Source organism: Halorubrum rarum (assembly GCF_048380895.1).
GTDB lineage: Archaea > Halobacteriota > Halobacteria > Halobacteriales > Haloferacaceae > Halorubrum.
Map to the genome: position 1 here is coordinate 109454 of NZ_JBLWMN010000005.1, position 20512 is coordinate 129965.

Below are 20512 nucleotides of genomic sequence, written 5' to 3' on the forward strand. Positions count from 1 at the left end.
ATACGTAAACATAAGCATAGCTAGACCGGAGTGAAAGTGGATCGACGTCGGAGAAATCACGGTGTGTGGACGCCACACCCACTGGAACCAATGGGGGGATCGTCCATGGTAGTCGTCGTCGCAGCGACGCATGGTATCGAAGGGGTCCCGTACACGACGTCGACAGTCGTTCCCGACGACCAACGCGAACATATCAGATATACAGAATCGTTTGCGTCTTGCGGTTCCGGTCCCACACGCTTATGCCCTCGGTGTCCATTGTCGACGATCATGTCCGTTTCGCTGACCGCCACGCTCGGAACGCTCTCGCTCCAGGCCGGCATCACTGGCGACCCCGTAGGACAGCTGTTGATCGCGCTCGTCGTCATCGCGCTCATCGTTATCGTCGGGAAGTTCGTGCTCTCGCTCGCGTGGCGACTGATCTCCATCGGGATCGTCGTCGTCGCGATCTGGTTCCTGCTGTCGACGCTCGGCGTGGTCTGATCCCGGTCGCGTTCGGCTCGATCCGGTCCCAGTGGAGAGTTGTCTAGCTCCGGTCGTGGACGGCTCGAGCCGAGTTCGTGACGACGAGCACGCTGCTCGTCGCCATCGCGAGCGCGGCCAGAAGCGGGTTCAACAGCCCCGACACCGCAAGCGGGATCGCGATCGCGTTGTACACGAACGCCCACCCGAGGTTCTGTTTGATCCGGCGATTCGTCCCGCCCGTGATATCGAACAGTTCGGGGATCGCCGAGAGGCGGTCCTCCAACAGGACGGCGTCGGCCGCGTCCGCCGCCAGATCCGTCCCGCTCGCGATCGAGACGCCGAGGTGTGCCGCGGCGAGCGCCGGCGCGTCGTTGCTCCCGTCGCCGACCATCGCGACTCGCTCGCGAGCGCGGAGCCGTCGCACCGTTTCGGCCTTCGCCTCCGGCGGCACCTCCGCGAAGGTCTCGTCGACGGCGGGATGGTCCTCGAAGCGTCGGGCTGCGGCGGTCGAGTCCCCGGTCAGGACCACGACGCGCTTGCCACGCGCGTCGAGTTCGGAGACGACCGCATCCCATCCATCCCGAAGCTCATCGCCGACGACGATCACGCCCTCGACGGTCCCGTCCCGACCGACGAACACCGGTACGCGACCGTCCCGTTCGGCCTCCGCACCCGCCTCGCGGAGTCGATCCGGGATCGTCCAGTCGACGACCGCACCGTCATCGGCCGTCTCGTCGAGGACCGACTCATCGACCGCCCCGTCGGTGAACAGCGATCTGTGACCGACGAGCGTGTCGTGCCCGTCGATCCGGCCACGGACTCCCGTATCGAGGACCGTCACGTTCGTGGCCTCGGCGTGAGGGGTTGCCGCGTCGGTGCCGCCGTCGGCGGCGACGTCGGGATCCATTCGTCCGGGGCGGTCGGGGCGGTCGAAGCGGTCGGAGCGATCGGTCCCCTCGGCCGCGGCAACCACCGCCTCGGCGACGGGATGGATCGACGCGCGCTCGACCGCGGCGGCGCGGTCCAGCAGCCGGTGGGCCGGTGTACCGTCGGTCACGACGTCGAGAACCCGCATCTCGCCGTCGGTGAGAGTCCCCGTCTTATCGAACACGACCGTCTCGATGTCGTCTCCCTCCTCGAAGACGGCGTCCGAGACGATCACGATCCCCCGGCGGGCGGCGTCGCGGATCCCGGCCGCGACGGCGAGCGGCGTCGCCAGGCCGAGCGCACACGGACACGAGACGATGAGCACGGTGAGACTCACCAGCGCCGCGGCCGTCGGCGACGACCCGGTCGCGAGCAGGACCGCGCCGACGACGACCGCGATCGCGATCACGAGCGGGACGAACACCGTCGCGAGTTTGTCGACGAGCCGCTGGATCCCCGACCGGGAGCTCTGGATGTCCCAGAGCAGGCGGACCAGCCGGTCGAGCGTGCTCGTGACCTCCTCACCGACCGCGACGACGACCGGTGCGTCGGCCACGACGGTCCCGCCTCGAACCTCGTCGCCGACGCGTTTGGTGGTCGGGAGCGACTCACCCGTCACGAGCGCCTCGTCGACGGCCGCCGTCCCCTCGACGACGGTTCCGTCCAACGGCACCCGTTCGCCCGGTCTCACGAGCAGGTGCTCGTTCGGGTCGACCTCGTCGACCGGGACCGATTCGCCCGAGGCGAGTCGGACGGTCGGCTCCGACGCCGTCGTCAGCTCCGAGAGCATGCCGGTCGCCCGACGTTTGATTCGGGCCTCGTAGTGGGTTCCCGCGACGACGACGAGCACGACGGCGATCGTGACGTCGAAATAGAGGTCGGTTCGCCCGAGCACCATCGCGAGCGTACTGTATGCGTACGAACTCACCGCGGCAAGCGAGACGAGAAGGTCCATGTTCGGCTGTCGCGCACGGAGGCTCACGTACGCGCCGCGCAGGATCGGGTAGCCCGTATAAAACAGGACGATCGACGAGAACACCCAGATGTGCGCGAACAGGTAGAGCCCGTCGATCCCGTCGAGATCGAGAAACGGATCGTAGCCGAAGTACGTCGGATAGAGGAACAGGACGTACCACAGCATCGCCATCATCCCGAAGAATCCGCCGCCGATGAGAAACCGGACGACGTCGACGTCGTCACCGTCCGGATCCGGGTCCGCCCTGTCGCTCGCCGTGTATCCGGCGACCGAGAGTCGATCGGGCAGTTCCTCGGCGGAAACGCGGTCTGGATCGTAGTCGATCCGGATCGTGTCGGTCGCGTAGCTCGCCTCGACACCCTCGACACCATCCTGCTCTCCGGCCGTCAGTTCGAGGAAGGACTCGCAGGTCGCACAGTGCATCCCGTCGACGTGGAGGAACGTCGTCTCGCCGTCGAACGTCGCCGCCGGGGTCGTCTCCGGGACTCGATCGTCGAGGTCCTCGAGGTCCTCGACGTCGTCGAGGGACCGAGCGACCGCCAGACAGCCCCGACAACAGAACTCGCCGTCGACGTCCGGGGCGGTGAACGGGTCGGGTTCCGCGGGGAGCTCACAGAGGGTACAGTTCGACATTGGATCGGTTGAGTGGTCGTGTCATCCGAATGGGACGAACCGGTGTCGGAGTGCCGGAGCGAACCGGGCGTCAGGACGCCGAGGCGGCGGTTACGCCTCCGCGGTCCCGGTTCCCGGCAACAGGCTCCCGCCGGTAGCGACCCGCAGGCTCAGGTAGATGAGCAGGACGTTGACGGCCGCAACGAGAACGACGAGTTCCGCACGGGAGCTCGCGAACGCGGCCACCGGAACGAGCGCGGCCAACGGCAGCAGGAGCACTCGCTGAATCGACGGATCCATGGACGTTGCTGGTATCATGCACGTATGTAGGTGTGGGAGCGTTTTCAGTATTCGGGAACGCCTGTGCGTTATATATTTGGAGCCGAACAACACTGGCCATGACCCGGAACGAGAGCGCACACGCCTCCGTGAACGACCTCGGTGACGTCGAGGACGCGGACGACGTCGCCGACGGCCCGGAAGAGTTCGATCCCATCGGAACCCTCGCGTTGATCCTCGTGTACTTCGCCATACTCACGATCGCGTGGGTGTACGTGTACTTCATCGAGTTCCTTGGCCGGGATCTGGTCGTGCTCGGGTGACCCGATAGATGCACGTTCACGCCTACGAGAAGATCTGGCTCGCGCTCTCGATCGTGTTGATCCTGCTGTTGCTGGGAAGCGTTACGTACGGTGCGGTCGGACCCGGGATCGCGATGGTGTCGGATCAGCAGGACCCGCTCGACCCCGAAGCGCTCGACGAGGACGACCGGTTCGCCGAGCCACGCGTCGAACAGGTCGGTGAAAACGAGTACGAGGCGTACGTCGTTGCCTACCAGTTCAACTTCGATCCGGACCCGATCGTCGTCCCCGCGAACAGCGAGGTGACCTTTTATATCACCTCGCCCGACGTCATTCACGGCTTCGAGGTCGTCGGGACGAACGCGAACACGATGGTGATCCCCGGCGAGGTCGCGGAGATCACCGTCCAGGCGAACGAGCCGCGAGAGTACGGCATCGTCTGTAACGAGTACTGCGGTGCGGCACATCACGGTATGGAAGGAACGCTCGAGGTCGTCCCCGAGGAGGAGTACGAACAACGAACCGCCGCCGAGGCGGACGACGGAGGTGAGGACGCATGAGCTCGGCGATCGAGTCGGAGCCGACGTTCGTCGACGAGTTCCCCGCGGAATCACGGCTGATCCGGGCCGCGTTCCTCGGGTCGTTCCTCGCGCTCGGGCTGGGAGCCGTCTTCGGGATCATCCAGACGCTCCATCGGACGGGAATCGCCCGTCCCTTCAGCTCCGTGGACTACTACACGTTCCTCACCGCCCACGGCGTCTTCTTGGTGATCAGCTTCACGATCTTCTTCCTCGTCGGACTGTTCACGTGGGCGGTGGTCCGGAGCCTCGATCGGCCGCTCGTGAACATCAGGATCTCCTGGACGTGGTACGCGCTCATGTCCGCCGGCATCACGATGACCGGCGTCTCGATCCTCGCCGGCTTCACGAACCGGATCGACATGAGCGCCGACGTGCTGTTCACGTTTTACGCCCCGCTCCAGGCGCATCCGCTGTTCTACACCGGACTCGCGGTGTTCATCGTCGGCACGTGGATCGCGGGCGCTGACTGGTTCCGGACGTGGCTCGCGTGGCGCGAGGAGAACCCCGACGAGCGGATCCCTCTCCAGACGTTCATGGTGTTGACGACGATGGCGATGTGGTACATCGCCACCTCCGCGATCGCCGTCTCGGTGCTCGTCTTCCTCCTGCCGTGGTCGCTCGGCTGGATCGAGCAGGTCAACCCGACGCTCACGCGGACGCTGTTCTGGTTCTTCGGCCACCCGGTCGTCTACTTCTGGTTGATGCCGGCGTACCTGCTGTGGTACACCGTCCTCCCCAAGATCGCCGGCGGCCGCCTGTTCAGCGACCCGCTCGCGCGGGTCGTCTTCGTGTTGTTCCTGCTGTTGTCGACGCCGGTCGGGATACACCACCAGTACCTCGATCCCGGCATCGCGGAAGGGTTCAAGTTCATCTCGATGACGAACACGATGTTCCTGCTCCTCCCGAGCCTGCTGACCGCGTTCACCGTCGTCGCCAGCGTCGAGTACGGTGCCCGAAAGCGCGGTGGAACCGGAATCTTCGGCTGGCTTCGCGAGCTCCCGTGGCGTGACCCCGCCTTCACCGGCATGATGCTGGCCGGACTGATGTTCGCCGCCGGCGGCTTCTCGGGCATGATCAACGCCGGAATGAACATCAACTACATGATCCACAACACGATCTGGGTGCCCGGTCACTTCCATCTCACCGTGGGTACCGCCGTCGCGTTGACGTTCATGGCGGCGACGTACTGGATCTGGCCGCAGATCTCGAACAAACCGATCTACAGCAAGCCGATCGGGCTGTTTCAGGTCGTGTTGTGGTTTATCGGGATGGCGCTGATGTCGAACGCGATGCACGCACAGGGTCTGCTCGGCGTCCCGCGCCGGACCGCCGAGCCCGAGTACGCCGGCTTCGACTACCCGCTGGCGCTCGGCGGCTTCGAGGAGCTGAACCTCCAGATCGCGATCGGCGGGACGCTGCTTTTCGTCTCGACGGTCCTCTTTTTGGGCAACGTCGTGCTGACGATGGGTAACCCGAAGGTGTCCGGACTCGCCGAGTCGCTTCCCCCGGCGCTCTCCGGACCCGAGGACGCGCCGATGGTGCTCGATAACCTGCGCCTCTGGTTCGCCATCGCCGTCGTGTTGGTCGTGCTCGCGTACGCGCTCCCGATCGTCGGAATCGTCTCGCGAGGCGGACTGCTCGGACCCGGCGGAAGCGCGTTCCCGGTGTGGATCGACGTCGCCGGCACGTGGATCGCGAACGCGACCGCCGTGGTCCCGGAGGTGCTCCGATGAGTCTCGACATCACCCGTGGCGGGCTGCTCGTCGGGATCGCGATCTTCGGCGTGATAGCGTATGAACTCCGAACCGTCGCGGAGATCCTCGGCGTGGAGGTGCCGCTGATCCCGTACCTGGCGCTCGTGTTCGCGGCCGCCGGGGTCGCCGTCTGGTTCGTGTCGCTGAAAGGCGGCTGGCGGACGGATACGGACGAGGCCGCCTGAACGATGGCGACGGCGAGGGGACCGGCGGGCGGCGTGCCTGCGCGCTTTCGTGGGGCCAAAGGAGCCGCGTACCGCGGACTCCTCGCGGGATCGGTGGTCGTGCTCGCGTATCTCGTCGTCGTAACTGGATACCTCGTCACGACGTCCACGGAGGTGATCGATCCGAGTCGAGCCGCCTACCCGCTCGTCTGGTTCTCGCTGTCGGCGGCGGCGCTCGCGGCCGCGTTCGGCCCGGACGGCGAAAGCGGCGTCCGGAGAGGAGTCAATCGATGGCCCGCCGTCGTCGCCGCGGGATACGTCCTCCTGTTGGCGGGCGTTAGCGGTCAGCTCTCCATCGGTTCAACCGGTGTCGGACTCTCCATCTCCGGCGGGCTTCCGGGTTGGGCTCCGGTCGTCGTCGCCGATCTCGCCGTCGTCGGCGTGGTCGCCGTCCCGTTCCAATCCATCGGGTACGTGGTCCTCGGCGCACTGCTCGCGCGAGCGCTGTCGGCGACGACCCGGTCCGCCCTCGCCGGAGTGCTCGGGCTGTTCACCTGTGCCGGCTGCGTGCTCCCGATCGTCGCCGCCGTCGCCTCGATAGGGAGCGTCCCGTTGCTCGCGAACGGTCTGACCTACGACGTCTCGACCGCCGCGTTCGCGCTGACCGCAACGCTACTCGCAGGCGTCGTCGTCCGCGAGCGGGCCGGAAGCGACCGATGTGAACGCTGAGTGGGAGTATCGTCGCCACCCGGCCGGTTCGTGCCCGCGATCCAGTCACATCCCCTCAATCCTTGATTCCGAAGCTCACGGAGTGCTTCGAGACGCCGATGAGCCGGACACACGGATTCGAGGTGTTTCCAACCTATCGACATATAAATACTTTAATTATGTAGGCGGTTGTGAGAACAATTACAGATGAGCAAGCAACCCGCAGAACGAACGTTACAGTCGGAGCTGCTCGGGCGAGAGGTGCGGTTCAACTACTCGGAAACGTGGCTCGCGTACTCGATGCTCGGACTCCGCGTCGTGATCGCGTGGGTGTTCCTGCAGGCCGGCCTCTCGAAGCTCCTTGAGGGCGGCATCGGTGACCCGCTGGCGTGGTCGTCGGCCGGGTTCCTCCAGAACGCTATCGCCGACGCGAACCCGTTACAGGGTCTGTTCCTGTGGTTCGCGAACTACTCCGCGATCATCGACCCGCTCGTGGTCTTCGGACAGATCCTGATCGGGCTGGCGCTGCTTTTGGGCGTGTTCTTCAGATTCGCCGCGCTGATGGGCGCGCTCCAGATGTCGATGTTCTGGACTGCAGCATGGGAGGGCGGACTGCTGCAGGGGTTCCCCGTGGGGCACGGCTACTTCATCGACAGCTCGTTCGTGTACATGCTGCTTTTGTTCGGACTCGGGGCATGGGGAGCGGGCCGAATACTCGGCGTGGATCGCGTGCTCGAGGAGACCGAAGTCGTGAAAGCGAACCCGTGGCTGCGATACCTCCTCGGCTGAACCGGCGCTCACCGATCCCTCCATCAACGTAGCGCGACCTCACGCCGCTCCGCCGCGAGTCAAACGAAACGTCCTCCGTTCACGGAGCGCGAGCCACGACCAGGAACGTCTCCGGTCGCTCGACGACGCGTACCGGTTCGAGTTCACCATCGGTGAGGGCCTCGGCCGCGTCGGACGCGGCGTAGCGTTCGTCGACCGGCGGCCCCGCAGCCCCTTCCCCGTTTGCGCTCCAGTCGGCGATGACGATACGGCCTCCCACACGGAGCAGCCGTCCGAACTCGGCGATCGTGTCCTCGACCGGATACTCGTGGTACGTCATCGTCGAGAAGACGCCGTCAAGCGAGTCGTCCGGCAGCGGTACGTCGTCGGAACCCGCCGTGATGAGGTCGACGTTTTCGGGTACGCCCTTCTCTCGATAGTACTCGTGCATCTCCGGCTGGAGGTCGATCGCCGCCACGGACCCGACGTACGGCGCGACGTCGTCCGTATAAAAGCCCGTCCCGCTGCCGACGTCCGCGACCGCGTCGCCGGGGGCGGGATCCAGCGCGGCGATCAGCTCCTCGCGCGAAAGGAACCGATATCGGGAAGCCTCCTCCAAACGGTCCGCGCCGTCGGCGTCGAACGTGTGAAACCCCACGCTCACACACCCCGCTGACGCCGTCGAATCGTTCGACTCGATCGATCGAGACGAGAGCGTTGCTCCGAGCGCCGCACCGACCACGCAGTTTTGTCCATATGAAACAATACCGATCTGTCGTATTAAAACCGTGCGAAAAGGACCGTTCGTTCATGGCCTCGTCGTCGCGCTCACCGTCGGGGCGATCACTCGAGCGTCGACGATCCGGAAACGACCGAACGAGCATCGACGATCCGGAAACGACCGAGCGAGCATCGACGAGTCTCGAAAAGCGAGACGAGAGGCGGACCCCGAGTCGCCTCACGCCGGATCGATCGGCGAGACCTCGAGTTCGACGGCGGCGGAGTCGATCCCGATCCGGGCGAACTGCGTTCTAACGTGTTCTTTCGCCGCCGCGATCGCCTGCTCGCGGGTGTCGAACCCGCGCGTCGTCGGCTCCTCGAACGCGACGCGGATCTCCGTGCCGTCGACGAGGAGGGGAGATCCGCCGGTCTCGACCTGATAGAAGGAGTCGCACACCCAGACGTACGGCGCGTCCTCGTTCGGCGCACCCTTATAAGACGGCGGCTCCTCGCCGCGCTCGAACACCGTCCCGGTGAGATCCGTCCCACCGCCGCTCCCGCGGACGAGTATCATACCCTCGATAGCGGCTGGACGGGTAAAAAGACCCCGCGGGGAAACCGCTTTCCACCTGGCACTCAGTTGGTCGTGTATGACCTTGGAGGACTTCACCGAGTTCACCGACGGCGATTCGGCCGTCGATCCCGACGACGGGGGCTCTACGGACGCAGCCACCGATCCCGACGCGGTCGACGTCGACGCCGATACCGCCTCCGCGGACGCCACCGGTTCGGTCGGCACCGGCGGATCCGGTACCGCCGCCGGTTCCAGCGACGGTACCGAGCCCGCGAGCGACGAGTCGGCGTTCACGGACTACGATGTCGAGCCGTCGGGCAACGACATCGGGCTCGGCGTCGTCTCCGTCTCACAGGGACTCCGCGTCGCCGAGGAGGCCGAGGAGACGACGCTGAAGGCGTTCGTCACGGCCGGCAACCGCGAGGCGGTTCGGCTCGGGAAGTACCTCGTGGTTCCGTACCCCGACGGCGAGCGACTGTTCTGTCGGATCACCGCGTTGGAGTACGCACAGGAGTTCCAGTCGGACGACGCGACGGAGATCCACGCCCGCCGTCAGATGCGGCGTGACGACTTCGCCGAGCGCGACTACAAGTTCATGGCCGAGCTGGAGCCGATATCCGTCGTGTACGCCGACGGCGACGACCTGAGTCGTCGAATGACCGACCGCGTGCCGAAGCCGGGAGCGGTCGTCGAGGAGGCCGCGGACGCGACCGAGATCAAGACCGGGCTGAAGATCCCCGAGTCAGGGGTGTTCCTAGGTCATCTCTCCGTCGGCGGCGAGACGGTACGGACGGCTGCGGAGCCGCCGACGGTCGACTACCGGGTAAAAGACGACTACGCCGACGGCGACCCGCTCGCGTTCCGACACACGCTGATCGCGGGCGGCACCGGGTCCGGGAAGACCCACGCCGCCAAGAACGTGCTTCGGCAGTACCTCGACGAGGACCGAACGTATCCGATGGACGACGGTCGAGAGGCGCGGATGGCGGTCGTGCAGTTCGATCCGCAGGACGAGTACGCCCAGATGCACGACGACAACCCCGACCTCACCGATGCCGACGCCCGACGCCTGGAACGCGAGGGGATCGCGCACGGCGGCCACGACGACACCGTCGCGCTCGTGCCGACGGCGGCGGGCGCGACGTATCCGGGCGAGGGACATCGGGCCGAGCAGGTGCAGTTCACGATCCCCTTCTCGATGGTCGACGAGTACGACATGCCGTGGCTCGTCGCCGGGTCGGGACTGAACGAGAACCAGTACCCCGCCCTGTTGACCCTTTTGAACCGCTTTTTCGACGACTACGGGAGCTCGGGGACGTATCGGCAGTTCCTCTCGTACCTCGACGATCCGGCGCTCAAAGAGGAGCTTCACGAGTCCGGACGCGTCCACGAGGCGACGTACGACGCCGTCAAGCGCCGGGTTCGCGGCGTCCCGGGCGGGGTGTTCGACGGCGACGCGAAGCCGATCACCGAGCTCGATCACACCCTGGTCCGCCCGGGCGGACTCTCGGTGATCCCGACGTACCACCTCCCGACGTCCCGGCAGAAGGAGATCGTCGTGCTCGCCGTCTCGACGATGTTGGTCGGGGACAAGCTGTCGAACGACCCGCGAAGCGACCGCGTCAAGGAGACGCCCCTGCTCGTCGGGATGGACGAGGCGCACAACTTCCTCGCGGACGCCGACAACGTGCAGGCCCGGAAGGTGGTGGGGACGTTCACCGAGGCGGCCAAACAGGGCCGGAAGGAACGGCTCGGCCTGTTCCTGATCACCCAGGACCCGCAGGACGTCGCGGAGTCGGTGTTCAAACAGATCAACACGACCGTCGTGCTCAACCTCGGCGACGAGGACGCGATCAAGAGCGTGAACATCCCGACGACCCTCGCCGGGAAGGTGCCGTACATGGAGAAGGGACAGATGGTCGTCTACTCGCCGGACAACTCCGAACCGGTCGAGCTGATCGGCCTCTCGAACTGCGTGACGCGCCACGGCGACTGAGTCGCCGACGGGACGCGTCGGCGTGGGGGGGCCATCGCAGCGTGGTACCTCTCTGCTCTCGACCCCGTCGTCACGTCAGTCCGCGTCTCGCGCGATTCGCGCGGGGTTCCCCCGGACGACGACCCCGTCGGGGACGTCGCTCGTGACGACCGCCCCGGACCCGACGACTGCGTCGTCGCCGATCGTCACGCCGGGGTTTATGACGGCGCGCCCGCCGATCCAGACGTTCTCGCCGATCGTCACCGGCCGTCCGGACTCGAGACCCTCCCGACGCATCGCCGGGTCGACCGGATGGGTCGCGGTGTACACGTGGACGCCCGGCCCGATCAGGCAGTCGCGACCGATCTCCACCCGACACACGTCGAGGACGACGCAGTCGACGTTGGCGTAGACGTTCGCACCGAGGTGAACGTTGTACCCGTAGTCACACCGAAACGGCGGCTCGATCTCGCAGCCGTCGCCGAGCGAGCCGAGCAGGTCGTCCAGCAGCTCTCGGCGGCGCTCGTGCTCGTCCGCGCCCGACCGGTTGTACCGGTTCGTGAGCGCCCGTGCGCGCTCCCGCTCCGCCACGAGCTCGGAGTCGGCGGCGTCGTACGGCTCCCCGTTCAGCATCCGTTCCTTTTGAGTCCGCATGTCGATCCGTCGTCCGAGCGGGCCTTGACATCCTCCCCGCGCTGAAGCGCGAGGATTCCCACGGCACTGCACCGCTGGGTTGGGATATTGTGGTTTACGACGTTACGTGTTCTTGCGGTGCGAACGCACCAGTTTCCGTGTCAAACAGGAACGTCGATGGCTGTGCCAACCAGCCGTTACTCCTATTCACCGAGAGATTCGGTGAACTCGGAGATACTTTCTGCCGAATGTTCTCAGCGCCGTTCACATCTGCGTTCGCCACTGTCCCGCACTCATCGCAGATATACAGTCCGCGTTCAACACGGTTCGCTTCACGCTTCCGGCCACAGCACGAACACGACTTCGAGGTATCCCGCTCAGGCACGTTCTCGACCGTGATACCTTCTATTTCGGCTTTGTATTCGAGCAGGTCTGTGAACCGGTCGAACGCCCACGAGTGCAGGTCAAGATTGCCGTGCTTGCCCCAGTTCTTTGACTCGCCGTTCTCCTCGTCCTCGCGGATGCCGGAGAGGTCGCCCACCACGATCGTTCCAATGTCCTCGTCGACACACCGCTGGACGATGTGCTTGGAGAGCGTGTGGAAGTAGTGGGTGCGGCGGGCCGACTTCTTCTGATTCAGCCGAGTTGCCTGCTCGGAGTCCGAGTCGTCACACCGAGCGATTCGCTTGCTGAAGTAGTAGTCGTCCTGCTTCAGGCAGTTGAGCGGGTACAACTCGCTGTGACCGTCTTCGTAGGCGAGTGCAGCGAAGTTGTTGATCCCGAGATCGACACCAACCGTCTTCTCACCGGGGGCTTCAGCCACGTCGATTTCGACCTTGCAGACGAAGTGGAGTGTCCACTCGTTGCCCGTCCAGACTATCTTGACTTGTTGGACGTTCTCCACGGCGGAGAGGTCAACGTCGGGGCGAGTCTGGTACTTGCAGAGGATGAAATCCGACCAATACTCTTTGAGGTTCGACCCTTTTGAGAGTCGAACGCGGTCGTACTGGATGTCGAGTTTGAAGCCTTTCTGCTTGAATGTGACTGTGGAACGTGGGTGCTCGTCGCCGTGTTTGCGGTAGCCGGGCGGGTTCGCTCTCGTGTCTCCGCTGCGTCGGTTGCCGTACCAACTGTTGAACGCCTCAGCGAGTTCTTGCAAAACTCGCTGTGCTCAATGAGCGAAGCTCATTGGCATCACGAGACGGCGGAGCCGTCTCGAACGAACTTGACTGAGAATGCAGGTCATCATAGCGTTCGTGGTTTTTGAGGTACGTGGTGAGCTCGTTGTGGTTCGGGATGTGATCAATTTCATCCCAAATGCGACTGCATGTCCACCGGCCGACGTTCCAGAGTTTACTGGCTGCGAACCCGAGCGAATCAAGGTCGTCTCGCACCCGAGACTGGTTCCGAATGGACGCAGTGTAGGTGCGAGTAACGACCTGTTTCGCCATATGTAACCTATGTAGACAAAATTACTTGAAGGCTTGGATTGGAGCAGCGCGGAATATCCAACCGTGCCATCGGACGGTGGAGTGTGAACGAGAGTGTCGGATTCATCCCCGCGCTAAAGCGCGAGGCTTTCTCCTCGATTCTCCGTAAGTGTGCTCACTCCGAGAGATCGAACGCCAGCACGTCGCCCTCGCGGACGCCGCGGTCGAGCGTCCACTCGTATCCGACCTCGAGGACGTACTGCCCGCGCCCGGGGTACCGCTGCTGGTTGCCGTCCTCGTCGGGACCGGGCGCGGGTGCGTGGTGGATCCCGGTGATCTCCCCGTCGGCGTCGGCGTACACGATGTCGATCCCGAAATCCATCTCCCGCATGACGAAGGTCCGATCGTCGACGTCCCCGTACACGAACAGCATCCCGCGGTCCGCCGGCAGGTGCGGGGTGTCGCTGAGGCCGAGGCGGCGCAGTTCGGGGGTGTCCGCGATCGCCGCGGTGACCGCGCCAAGACGTTCCCCGTCCGGCGATCGAACCCGGACCTCGGTCGTGTCGTACCCCTCGTGGACGGGTGGATCGGCAGCGTCGTCATCGTCGGTCTCGGTGAGAGCACCGGTATCGTCGGGATCAGCGGGAGTGTCCGTATCGGGAGGGGCGGCGGTGTCAGTACCGGATGTGGCCCCGGCGTCGTCGTCCGCCTCCGACTCGGGATCGCGCGTTCCACAGCCCGCAAGGGCGACGGCGACCGCGCCGGCAACGCCGAGATACGTTCGCCGATCCATACGAATGCGTGTCCGCGAGGGCGGTTAAACGCTCCGCGGGGAACCGGTTCTGGGAGGAACTGTGCGGACCGAGCCCACCCGTCGGAACGCGAGCCGGACGGACGCGACACGCTCCGCGAAGCGGCGGAGTTTTCCCCCCGCCGGCCGGTGTCGACGTATGGACGACGAGCTCATCGACGAGTCGGGAACGCCCCGCTCGCGATACACGAGACTTCCCGGAAAGGGGTTCTTCTACCCGGATTCGCTCGACGAGGACCGCGCGGAGCAGCGCGCGAAGGAGACGGTCGAGGACGCCGAGGCGGTCGTGATCGCCGACGGGGACGCCGACGGCCTCGCCTGCGCCGCGATGATCCGCGAGACGTACGACGCGGCGCTCGACGTCGGCGATTTCGAGGCCGCGCTCGAACGTCGGGTGGCGGACGACGTGGGCACCGACGACGGCGACGACGCGGACCCGACCGAGAACGCACACGTCGAGTCGCCGGTCGCGCTGCTCGCGGCGGGTCCGTACTCGATCGACACGTCGCTCGAACGCGTCGCAGCGTACGCGGACGACGGCATCGATCTCTTCGTCTGTGACCTGTGTCCGGACGACTACGAGTGGATCGCGGAGCCGCTGGAAGCGCTCGCGACGTCGTGCGATTCGATCCGCTGGTTCGACCATCACCAGTGGGACGACGAGACCGTGGCCGCGGTCCGTGCGGCGGGCGTCGACCTCGTGGTCGGCGACAGCGACGAGGAGTGTACCGCGGACGTGGCGCTCCGCTCGCTCGACGGCGGATTCGACGATCGGTGGGCCGAACTCGCCGCGGTCACGCGGGATCACGACCTCTGGATCAAAGAGGACCCGCGCTCGGACGACCTCGCTGACTACTCGTACTGGTCGGGTGCCGAGGAGTACACGACCGTGGTCGGGGCGTACGGCGCGAACCTACCCGAAACGGTTCACGAGTACCTCGAGGATCGGCGGGTCGAGAAGACGGCGCGGATCGACGCCGCGGTCGACCGCGCGGTCACCCACGCGGTCGGCGAGTGGACCGTCGCGGTCACGTACGGTCGCTGTTCACAGAACGAGGTCGCGGAGACCCTCCGCGAACGAGGGGCCGACGCCGCGGTGATCGTCAAACCCGCCGGCTCCGCGTCGATCCGCGGCTCGGAGGGGTTCAAACACGCTCACGAGGTCGCCGGCAAGGTCAACGGCGGCGGGCACCCGCAGGCCGCGGGCTGTAAGCCCGACATCTACGACGACATGCTCGATTACGCCCACCACTGGACGACGGAGGGGCAAGCGTGTCGTCGAGTCATCCTCGCGGCGTTCGAGGACGTCGCCGCGTCGGTCGCTGCGGAGACCGAGGAGACGGCGGACGCCCAAAACGCGGACGGATCGGATACCCAAAACGCGGACGGATCGGCAGATACCGGAAGCGACTCTGACGACACCGACGAGTAGAACCGGACATTCGAGCGTGGGAGGACGGACCTCATGTCGTGTCTCGGCGGGAGCGTTCGTCGGCACGCCGGCGGATACGGACGAGGTGAACGGCACGGAGGGAGCCGTGCACGGCGAGACACGCACCGAACGCGATCGTCCCGAGTTTCCCGCCTGACCCGCCGAGGTACGGCGTCGTGTAGACGACGACCGCTCCCACGACCGCGCCGACGACCGCCATCCACCACCCGTTCGGAATCCGCCTCCGCGCCGACATCCCCGCGAAGGACGCCGAGAACGCCGCCGCAGCCAGCAGTCCACCGTCTCCGACGTGTACGATCGGAAGGAGAACTCCGCCGGAAACGCCAACGACACCGGAGGCGAGCACCGGTTCCGCGCTCGACCGCGTGTGGAGGACGAACGTGGCGACGGCCCCGACGACGGCGGAACCGACCGCGAGCGCGATCGAGAGCGACTCCGGAACGGTCCCGCTCCCGAACCCGCCCGCCGTCACGGCGATCGTGGCGGTGGCCGCGACGAAGGCCGTCGTGCCGAGCTTTCCGCCGATGTCCCGGAACACGGGCCCCGATACGACGTACACGACGCTCGCGAGGACGGCGGCGACGACGGTGTGCCAGTACGTCACGAACAGGGCGGGAGAGGTCATACCGACGAACGCGCCACAGTACGCCGGGACGGCTCGGGACGGCACCACGAGCGCGGCACCGACGCCGACGAGCGCGGCCGCGACGATCGGTGACGTGCCGGACTCGACGACGATCGCGATCGTGACTACTGCCCCGACGAGCAGTGAGACGGCGTCCCTGACGGCGTCGGAGGTCCGGACTCGTGAGAGCCCGTCGGCCCGGCGGAGGAACCACCACTCGTAGCGAACGCCGACGGCGACGCCGAACGTGGGAACGAGCAGTATCACCCCGACGATCGGGGCCCCCGCATGGACGACTGCGCCCGCGACGCCGAGCACGAACAGTGCGAGCGTCGGCGTCGCGAGGAGGACGAGACCGACGGCTGCCCCGATCCACGTTCGAGACGGATGGTCGAGGAGTTCCACGTCCGTCGTCCGGACGGCAACGACAAAAAGGCGGACGCTCGACGTCTTCGAACGAGAACGAACGAGAACGACCGCGAACGAGAGCGAACAAGCGGGGACGAGCGACCGCTATCGGTTGCTTACGACGACGTCGGCGACATCTGGATGTTGAGGCTCTTTTGGACGATCTGGGTGAACGCCATCGAGCAGAGGAAGTACCAGACGATCCACACCTGGATCGGTCCGATCACGCCGGTCGTCCACTCGACGGTGCCCGCAAAGGGGATCACGAGAGTTTCCAGCTCGTACTGGGCCTCGCTGCCGCGGTAGCCGACGACCCAGAACATCCAGAGGAACGCCGGGATGGTGAGGAACATGATCCACACCATCGGGCGGAACTGCTCTTTGAACATCCCGAGCTGGTCGCCCATCGCCTCCATCTGCTCGTCTTGGATCGCGTCCAGCGCCTCGTCGTCGTCGCGCTCCTTGGCCTCCTTGCGACGCTCCTGAATGTCTTTCATCCGGTCCTGATAGACGCTCATCTTGTCCATATCCATGAGGCCGGCGCGCAGCAGCGTCGAGTACAGTCCCGTCGCGAGCGCGACGACCATGATGACGACGTAGAAGGGAACGATCCCGAGAAGCGGACCGAACACGAGGTCGATCGCCCCGGCGATCACGTCCCGAACCGGTCCGAACGCGTAGCCGACGAAGAAGCCGACCGTCGCCAGCGCGGCCAGTTTGTCCCACTTCGACCACGACGTCGTCTCCGGCGTCTCGAAGTCGCCGCCGCTCGTGAGGTCGTCCTCCTCGGTTAATCCCTCCTCGATTCCCTCGCGATCGGCGAGCGCGAAGCCGGTCTCGCCGTCGACGAGGATCTCCTTCTCGATGAGTCGACCCCACTGTCCGCTCGTGATCTCGTCACGGACGTCGATCCACTGCACCTCGTCGTCGGCCGCCTCGCCGTCTCCGGCGCGGTCGAGGACGACTTCGAGGGCGTCCCGCATCGAGCCGTCCTCGCGGACGAGCGAGCGGACACGCCGTTCGACCTTGCTCATTACGACCGGGTTGGCAGTCGACGGTTAAGAACCTTGCAGGATCGGTGGCGGTGCGTCGATCGGCTCACACGAGGACCGATATCGTTACTCGACCGCGTTCCGGATGCGATCGAACACGTCGTCAGGAGGTGCCTCGCCGTCCACCTCGACGAGATCTCCCTCGTCGCGGAAGTGCTCGATGACGGGCTCGGTGTTGTCGTAGAACACGTGGAGTCGCTCGCGCGCCGTCTCCTCGGTGTCGTCGTCGCGCTGGATCAGCTCGCCGCCACAGTCGTCACAGACCCCGTCCTCCTCGGGCGGCTGGAAGTCGACGTGGAAGTTCGCACCGCAGTCGTCACAGACGCGGCGACCGGTGAGGCGGTCGACGAGGACCTCCTCGTCGACGTCGAGGAAGACGACCGCGTCGAGATCGGTGATCTCGGAGAGGTACTCGGCCTGATCGAGGTTACGCGGGTAGCCGTCGAGAACGAAGCCGTCGGCGTCGTCCAGTGCGGCCTGCACGATCTCGTTGACGACCGGATCGGGGACGAGTTCGCCCGCCTCCATGAACGAACGGGGCGTGCCGTACTCCGTCTCCATGTCCTTGTTCGCGCGGAGCGCGTCGCCGGTGGTGATGTGATCGATCCCGTACTCCGCGGCCAGTTTCGTGCTCTGGGTGCCCTTGCCCGCACCCGGTGCTCCCAACAGAAGGATCCGATGGCTCATGACCGACGCTTTCATCCCCGTACGTAAAGCCTTGAAGATAACGGCCGAGTCCTGCCGGGAGATGCGCCCGGATGGGAGAGACGCGCCCGGATGGTCCCGATAACGCGGTCGATGGCATGACCGACAGCGGTCGATGGCATGACCGACAGCGGTCGATGGCATGACCGACGACCGCGCCGTCAGCGACGCGGTCCGGGAGTGAACTCCTCGGCGAGCCCGCGTAGGTACCACAGCAGAACGACGCCCAGGAGGAACCCGCCGACGGCCGCGATCGCTAACTGTGTCGCCGTCGGGTCCGCTTGCAGCGCGATCAGCGGCGGGGACACCGTCACGAGAAGCAGGAACGCGGCCTGTACCTTCCGGTTCCCGGACTCGCGTTCGGCCTCCGTCATCGGTCCTACCATACGGGATCCCCCGTCAGCGCTCTCGTCGTCGGTTCGGCCGGGTCGCCCTCCGCGTTCATGAGCACACGACGGCTCGGGCGACCATGAATCCCGTGGACCACGACGACGAGGGTTCGTGGACCACAACGACGAGGGTTCGTGGACCACGACGACGGGAGTTCGAAGATCCGTGTCGACACGAGCGGACTTATAAATAGTACCGACGGTTCACGGAGTAGGCACACCCAACCGCCGTGAACGGTCGCTACCGTTTATGGTCGGCGACGTCCGATCGATCGATCCCCCTACCCGCGACCGCCCCGATCGATGATCGTCTCGGTTCCGTCAGCGCCCCGGAGCCTCGTCAGATACCCGTGCGTTCCGCGGCGCTTTTGAGTCGACGCCGACAACGACACCGTAATGGACGATGAACTCCGCGAGCGCGTCGAAGCGGCCGGCGAGGAGGCCGCGCTGTTCAACGCGCTCAAACACGGCAGCGATCCGGACGTGGGTGCCATCATGGGTCCGCTGATGGGCGAGAACCCCGACTTCCGACCGCACGGCGACGAGATCCCCGGCGTCCTCGGGCGGATCGTGGACGAGGTCGGATCGATGGACGAGTCGGCGCGTCGCGAGCGGCTCGCCGAGATCGCTCCCGAGCTCGTCGCGGAACTGGACGCCGAAGCGGAGACGGACGAGCACGTCCTTCCCGACCTCCCGAACGCGGAGCCCGGCGAGGTCGTGATGCGCGCCGCGCCCAACCCGAACGGGCCGTGGCACATGGGTCACGCGCGGATGCCCGCGGTCATCGGGACGTACAAACAGCGATACGACGGGGAGTTCATCTGCCGGTTCGACGACACCGACCCGGAGACAAAACGTCCGGACCTCGACGCGTACGACGCGATCCTCGACGACATCGCCTATCTCGGGTTCGAGCCCGACCGCGTGATCCGCGCCTCCGATCGCGTCGAAACGTACTACGAGCACGCCCGCGATCTGATCGACGCCGGCGGCGCGTACACCTGCTCGTGTCCCGGCGAGGAGTTCTCGGCGCTGAAAGCGGACTCGGAGCCGTGTCCCCACCGCGGGAAGGACGCGGAGACGGTCCACGAGGAGTTCGACGACATGGTCGACGGCGAGTACGACGCCGGGGAGATGACCCTCCGCGTCCGAACCGACATCGACCACAAGAACCCCGCGCTCCGCGACTGGGTCGCGTTCCGGATGATCGACACGCCGCATCCGCGGGCAGTCGCCGCCGACTACCGGTGTTGGCCGATGCTGGACTTCCAGTCGGGGATCGACGACCACCTCACGGGCGTTACGCACATCATCCGGGGGATCGATCTGCAGGACTCCGCGAAGCGCCAGCGGTTCGTGTACGACTACTTCGACTGGGAGTACCCCGAAACGCTCCACTGGGGACACGTCCAGATCGACGAGTACGACGTGAAGCTGTCGACGTCGACGATCAAAGCGCTCATCGACGCGGGCGACCTGACGGGCTGGGACGACCCGCGTGCGCCGACCCTCGCGTCGGTTCGCCGCCGCGGCATCCAGGGACAGGCGATCGTCGACGCGATGACGGGTCTCGGGATGTCGACCTCGGACGTCGATCTGGCGATGTCGGCGGTGTACGCCAACAACCGAGCACTGATCGACGACGAGGCGAACCGCTACTTCCTCGTGCGGGACCGCGAGGAGTCGCCCGCGGTCGAACGCGACGTGATCGGAGGTCCGGAGGCGGGTCACCCGCCGCTGCATCCGGACCACGAGGACCGTGGCGATCGGACCGTTCCGGCCGGGCGCGTCGTGATCGAGGAGGCCGACCTCCCCCCCAACGGCGACCGCGTCTGGCTCAAGGGCTTCGGCTGCGTTCGCCACGTTCGCGACGCGTTCGAGTACGTCGGCGACGACCTCTCCGTCGTCAAGGACGGCGACGTCGACGTCGTCCACTGGGTGCCCGCCGAGGAGAGCGTTCGCACCAGAATGCGCACCCTCGACGGCGACGTGATCGGGTACGCGGAGCCCGCGATCGCCGACGTCGACGTCGACAGCGTCGTCCAGTTCGAGCGCGTCGGATTCGTCCGGATCGACGCGTTCGGTCCGGGGTCGATAGCGAACGAGTCGGACGACGAGGGAGCGTCGACGGACGAGCCGGGAGCGGCAGACGACGAGTTAGTCGTCTACTACGCACACCCGTAGGAAAGCGACCGACCGAA

The 20512-nt window shown here is 65.9% G+C and carries 20 protein-coding genes and 1 pseudogene; 10 read left to right on the top strand and 11 right to left on the bottom strand.

Going from position 1 to position 20512, the window contains the following annotated elements; genetic code table 11:
- Positions 1-270 precede the first annotated feature (270 nt).
- Positions 271-483, top strand: coding sequence for a DUF8029 family protein (locus tag ACNSN7_RS05065; protein WP_418281129.1), 213 nt, complete (start codon positions 271-273; stop codon positions 481-483).
- A 43-nt stretch (positions 484-526) separates the two neighbouring features.
- Here ACNSN7_RS05065 and ACNSN7_RS05070 read toward each other — a convergent pair whose 3' ends face one another.
- Positions 527-3001 (bottom strand): heavy metal translocating P-type ATPase, encoded by a 2475-nt coding sequence (locus ACNSN7_RS05070; RefSeq protein ID WP_418281130.1) that lies wholly within the window; start codon positions 2999-3001, stop codon positions 527-529.
- A gap of 90 nt (positions 3002-3091) precedes the next feature.
- Entirely contained in the window at positions 3092-3280 is a 189-nt protein-coding gene (locus ACNSN7_RS05075) for a DUF8131 family protein (RefSeq protein WP_418281131.1), read from the bottom strand.
- 98 nt (positions 3281-3378) lie between these two features.
- Here ACNSN7_RS05075 and ACNSN7_RS05080 point away from each other — a divergent pair, with 98 nt between their 5' ends.
- The 6 genes from ACNSN7_RS05080 (at position 3379) to ACNSN7_RS05105 (ending at position 7557) form a co-directional block, all read left to right on the top strand.
- A complete protein-coding gene (locus tag ACNSN7_RS05080; RefSeq protein ID WP_418281132.1) occupies positions 3379-3582 on the top strand; it encodes a hypothetical protein in 204 nt (67 codons plus the stop codon).
- 8 nt (positions 3583-3590) lie between these two features.
- Positions 3591-4121: a cytochrome c oxidase subunit II gene (locus tag ACNSN7_RS05085; RefSeq protein ID WP_418281134.1), complete on the top strand. Its 531-nt coding sequence runs from the start codon at positions 3591-3593 to the stop codon at positions 4119-4121.
- Positions 4118-5875: a b(o/a)3-type cytochrome-c oxidase subunit 1 gene (locus tag ACNSN7_RS05090; RefSeq protein WP_418281135.1), complete on the top strand. Its 1758-nt coding sequence runs from the start codon at positions 4118-4120 to the stop codon at positions 5873-5875. The genes ACNSN7_RS05085 and ACNSN7_RS05090 overlap by 4 nt, the downstream gene beginning before the upstream one ends.
- Positions 5872-6081: a CbaC protein gene (locus ACNSN7_RS05095; RefSeq protein WP_418281136.1), complete on the top strand. Its 210-nt coding sequence runs from the start codon at positions 5872-5874 to the stop codon at positions 6079-6081. The genes ACNSN7_RS05090 and ACNSN7_RS05095 overlap by 4 nt, the downstream gene beginning before the upstream one ends.
- A 3-nt stretch (positions 6082-6084) precedes the next feature.
- Entirely contained in the window at positions 6085-6789 is a 705-nt protein-coding gene (locus tag ACNSN7_RS05100) for a DUF7546 family protein (RefSeq protein ID WP_418281138.1), read from the top strand.
- Positions 6790-6975: 186 nt separating this feature from the next.
- A complete protein-coding gene (locus ACNSN7_RS05105) occupies positions 6976-7557 on the top strand; it encodes a TQO small subunit DoxD (RefSeq protein WP_418281139.1) in 582 nt (193 codons plus the stop codon).
- A 79-nt stretch (positions 7558-7636) separates the two neighbouring features.
- On the opposite strand, the gene ACNSN7_RS05110 is transcribed toward ACNSN7_RS05105, so the two are convergent.
- A complete protein-coding gene (locus tag ACNSN7_RS05110) occupies positions 7637-8194 on the bottom strand; it encodes a class I SAM-dependent methyltransferase (protein ID WP_418281342.1) in 558 nt (185 codons plus the stop codon).
- A gap of 300 nt (positions 8195-8494) precedes the next feature.
- The gene (locus ACNSN7_RS05115) at positions 8495-8830 is read right to left on the bottom strand and encodes a DUF7113 family protein (protein ID WP_418281140.1); all 336 of its coding nucleotides are present in this window, start codon (positions 8828-8830) and stop codon (positions 8495-8497) included.
- A gap of 76 nt (positions 8831-8906) precedes the next feature.
- On the opposite strand from ACNSN7_RS05115, the gene ACNSN7_RS05120 reads away from it, so the two are divergent.
- On the top strand, positions 8907-10826 hold the full coding sequence (locus ACNSN7_RS05120) for an ATP-binding protein (protein ID WP_418281141.1): 1920 nt from the start codon (positions 8907-8909) through the stop codon (positions 10824-10826).
- 75 nt (positions 10827-10901) lie between these two features.
- Here ACNSN7_RS05120 and ACNSN7_RS05125 read toward each other — a convergent pair whose 3' ends face one another.
- The 3 genes and pseudogenes from ACNSN7_RS05125 to ACNSN7_RS05135 all read right to left on the bottom strand — a co-directional run bounded on the left by ACNSN7_RS05125 (position 10902) and on the right by ACNSN7_RS05135 (position 13661).
- Positions 10902-11459 carry a sugar O-acetyltransferase gene (locus ACNSN7_RS05125; RefSeq protein ID WP_418281143.1) on the bottom strand — a complete coding sequence of 186 codons (558 nt, stop codon included), beginning with the start codon at positions 11457-11459 and terminating at the stop codon, positions 10902-10904.
- A gap of 94 nt (positions 11460-11553) precedes the next feature.
- A pseudogene (locus ACNSN7_RS05130) lies at positions 11554-12889 on the bottom strand (RNA-guided endonuclease InsQ/TnpB family protein).
- A gap of 154 nt (positions 12890-13043) precedes the next feature.
- A complete protein-coding gene (locus ACNSN7_RS05135; protein WP_418281144.1) occupies positions 13044-13661 on the bottom strand; it encodes a DUF192 domain-containing protein in 618 nt (205 codons plus the stop codon).
- A 157-nt stretch (positions 13662-13818) separates the two neighbouring features.
- Between ACNSN7_RS05135 and ACNSN7_RS05140 the strand changes: the two genes are divergently transcribed.
- Positions 13819-15111: a DHH family phosphoesterase gene (locus ACNSN7_RS05140; RefSeq protein WP_418281145.1), complete on the top strand. Its 1293-nt coding sequence runs from the start codon at positions 13819-13821 to the stop codon at positions 15109-15111.
- Between the two features lie 31 nt (positions 15112-15142).
- On the opposite strand, the gene ACNSN7_RS05145 is transcribed toward ACNSN7_RS05140, so the two are convergent.
- From ACNSN7_RS05145 to ACNSN7_RS05160, 4 genes are all read right to left on the bottom strand, one after another.
- Positions 15143-16162 carry a hypothetical protein gene (locus tag ACNSN7_RS05145; protein WP_418281147.1) on the bottom strand — a complete coding sequence of 340 codons (1020 nt, stop codon included), beginning with the start codon at positions 16160-16162 and terminating at the stop codon, positions 15143-15145.
- A 119-nt stretch (positions 16163-16281) separates the two neighbouring features.
- Positions 16282-17199, bottom strand: coding sequence for a DUF106 domain-containing protein (locus ACNSN7_RS05150; protein WP_418281148.1), 918 nt, complete (start codon positions 17197-17199; stop codon positions 16282-16284).
- Between the two features lie 84 nt (positions 17200-17283).
- On the bottom strand, positions 17284-17904 hold the full coding sequence (locus tag ACNSN7_RS05155) for an adenylate kinase (protein ID WP_418281150.1): 621 nt from the start codon (positions 17902-17904) through the stop codon (positions 17284-17286).
- Between the two features lie 179 nt (positions 17905-18083).
- Positions 18084-18308: a DUF8527 family protein gene (locus ACNSN7_RS05160; RefSeq protein ID WP_418281151.1), complete on the bottom strand. Its 225-nt coding sequence runs from the start codon at positions 18306-18308 to the stop codon at positions 18084-18086.
- A gap of 399 nt (positions 18309-18707) precedes the next feature.
- Between ACNSN7_RS05160 and ACNSN7_RS05165 the strand changes: the two genes are divergently transcribed.
- Positions 18708-20495, top strand: a complete 1788-nt coding sequence (locus tag ACNSN7_RS05165; protein WP_418281153.1) for a glutamate--tRNA ligase — start codon at positions 18708-18710, stop codon at positions 20493-20495.
- Positions 20496-20512 lie beyond the last annotated feature (17 nt).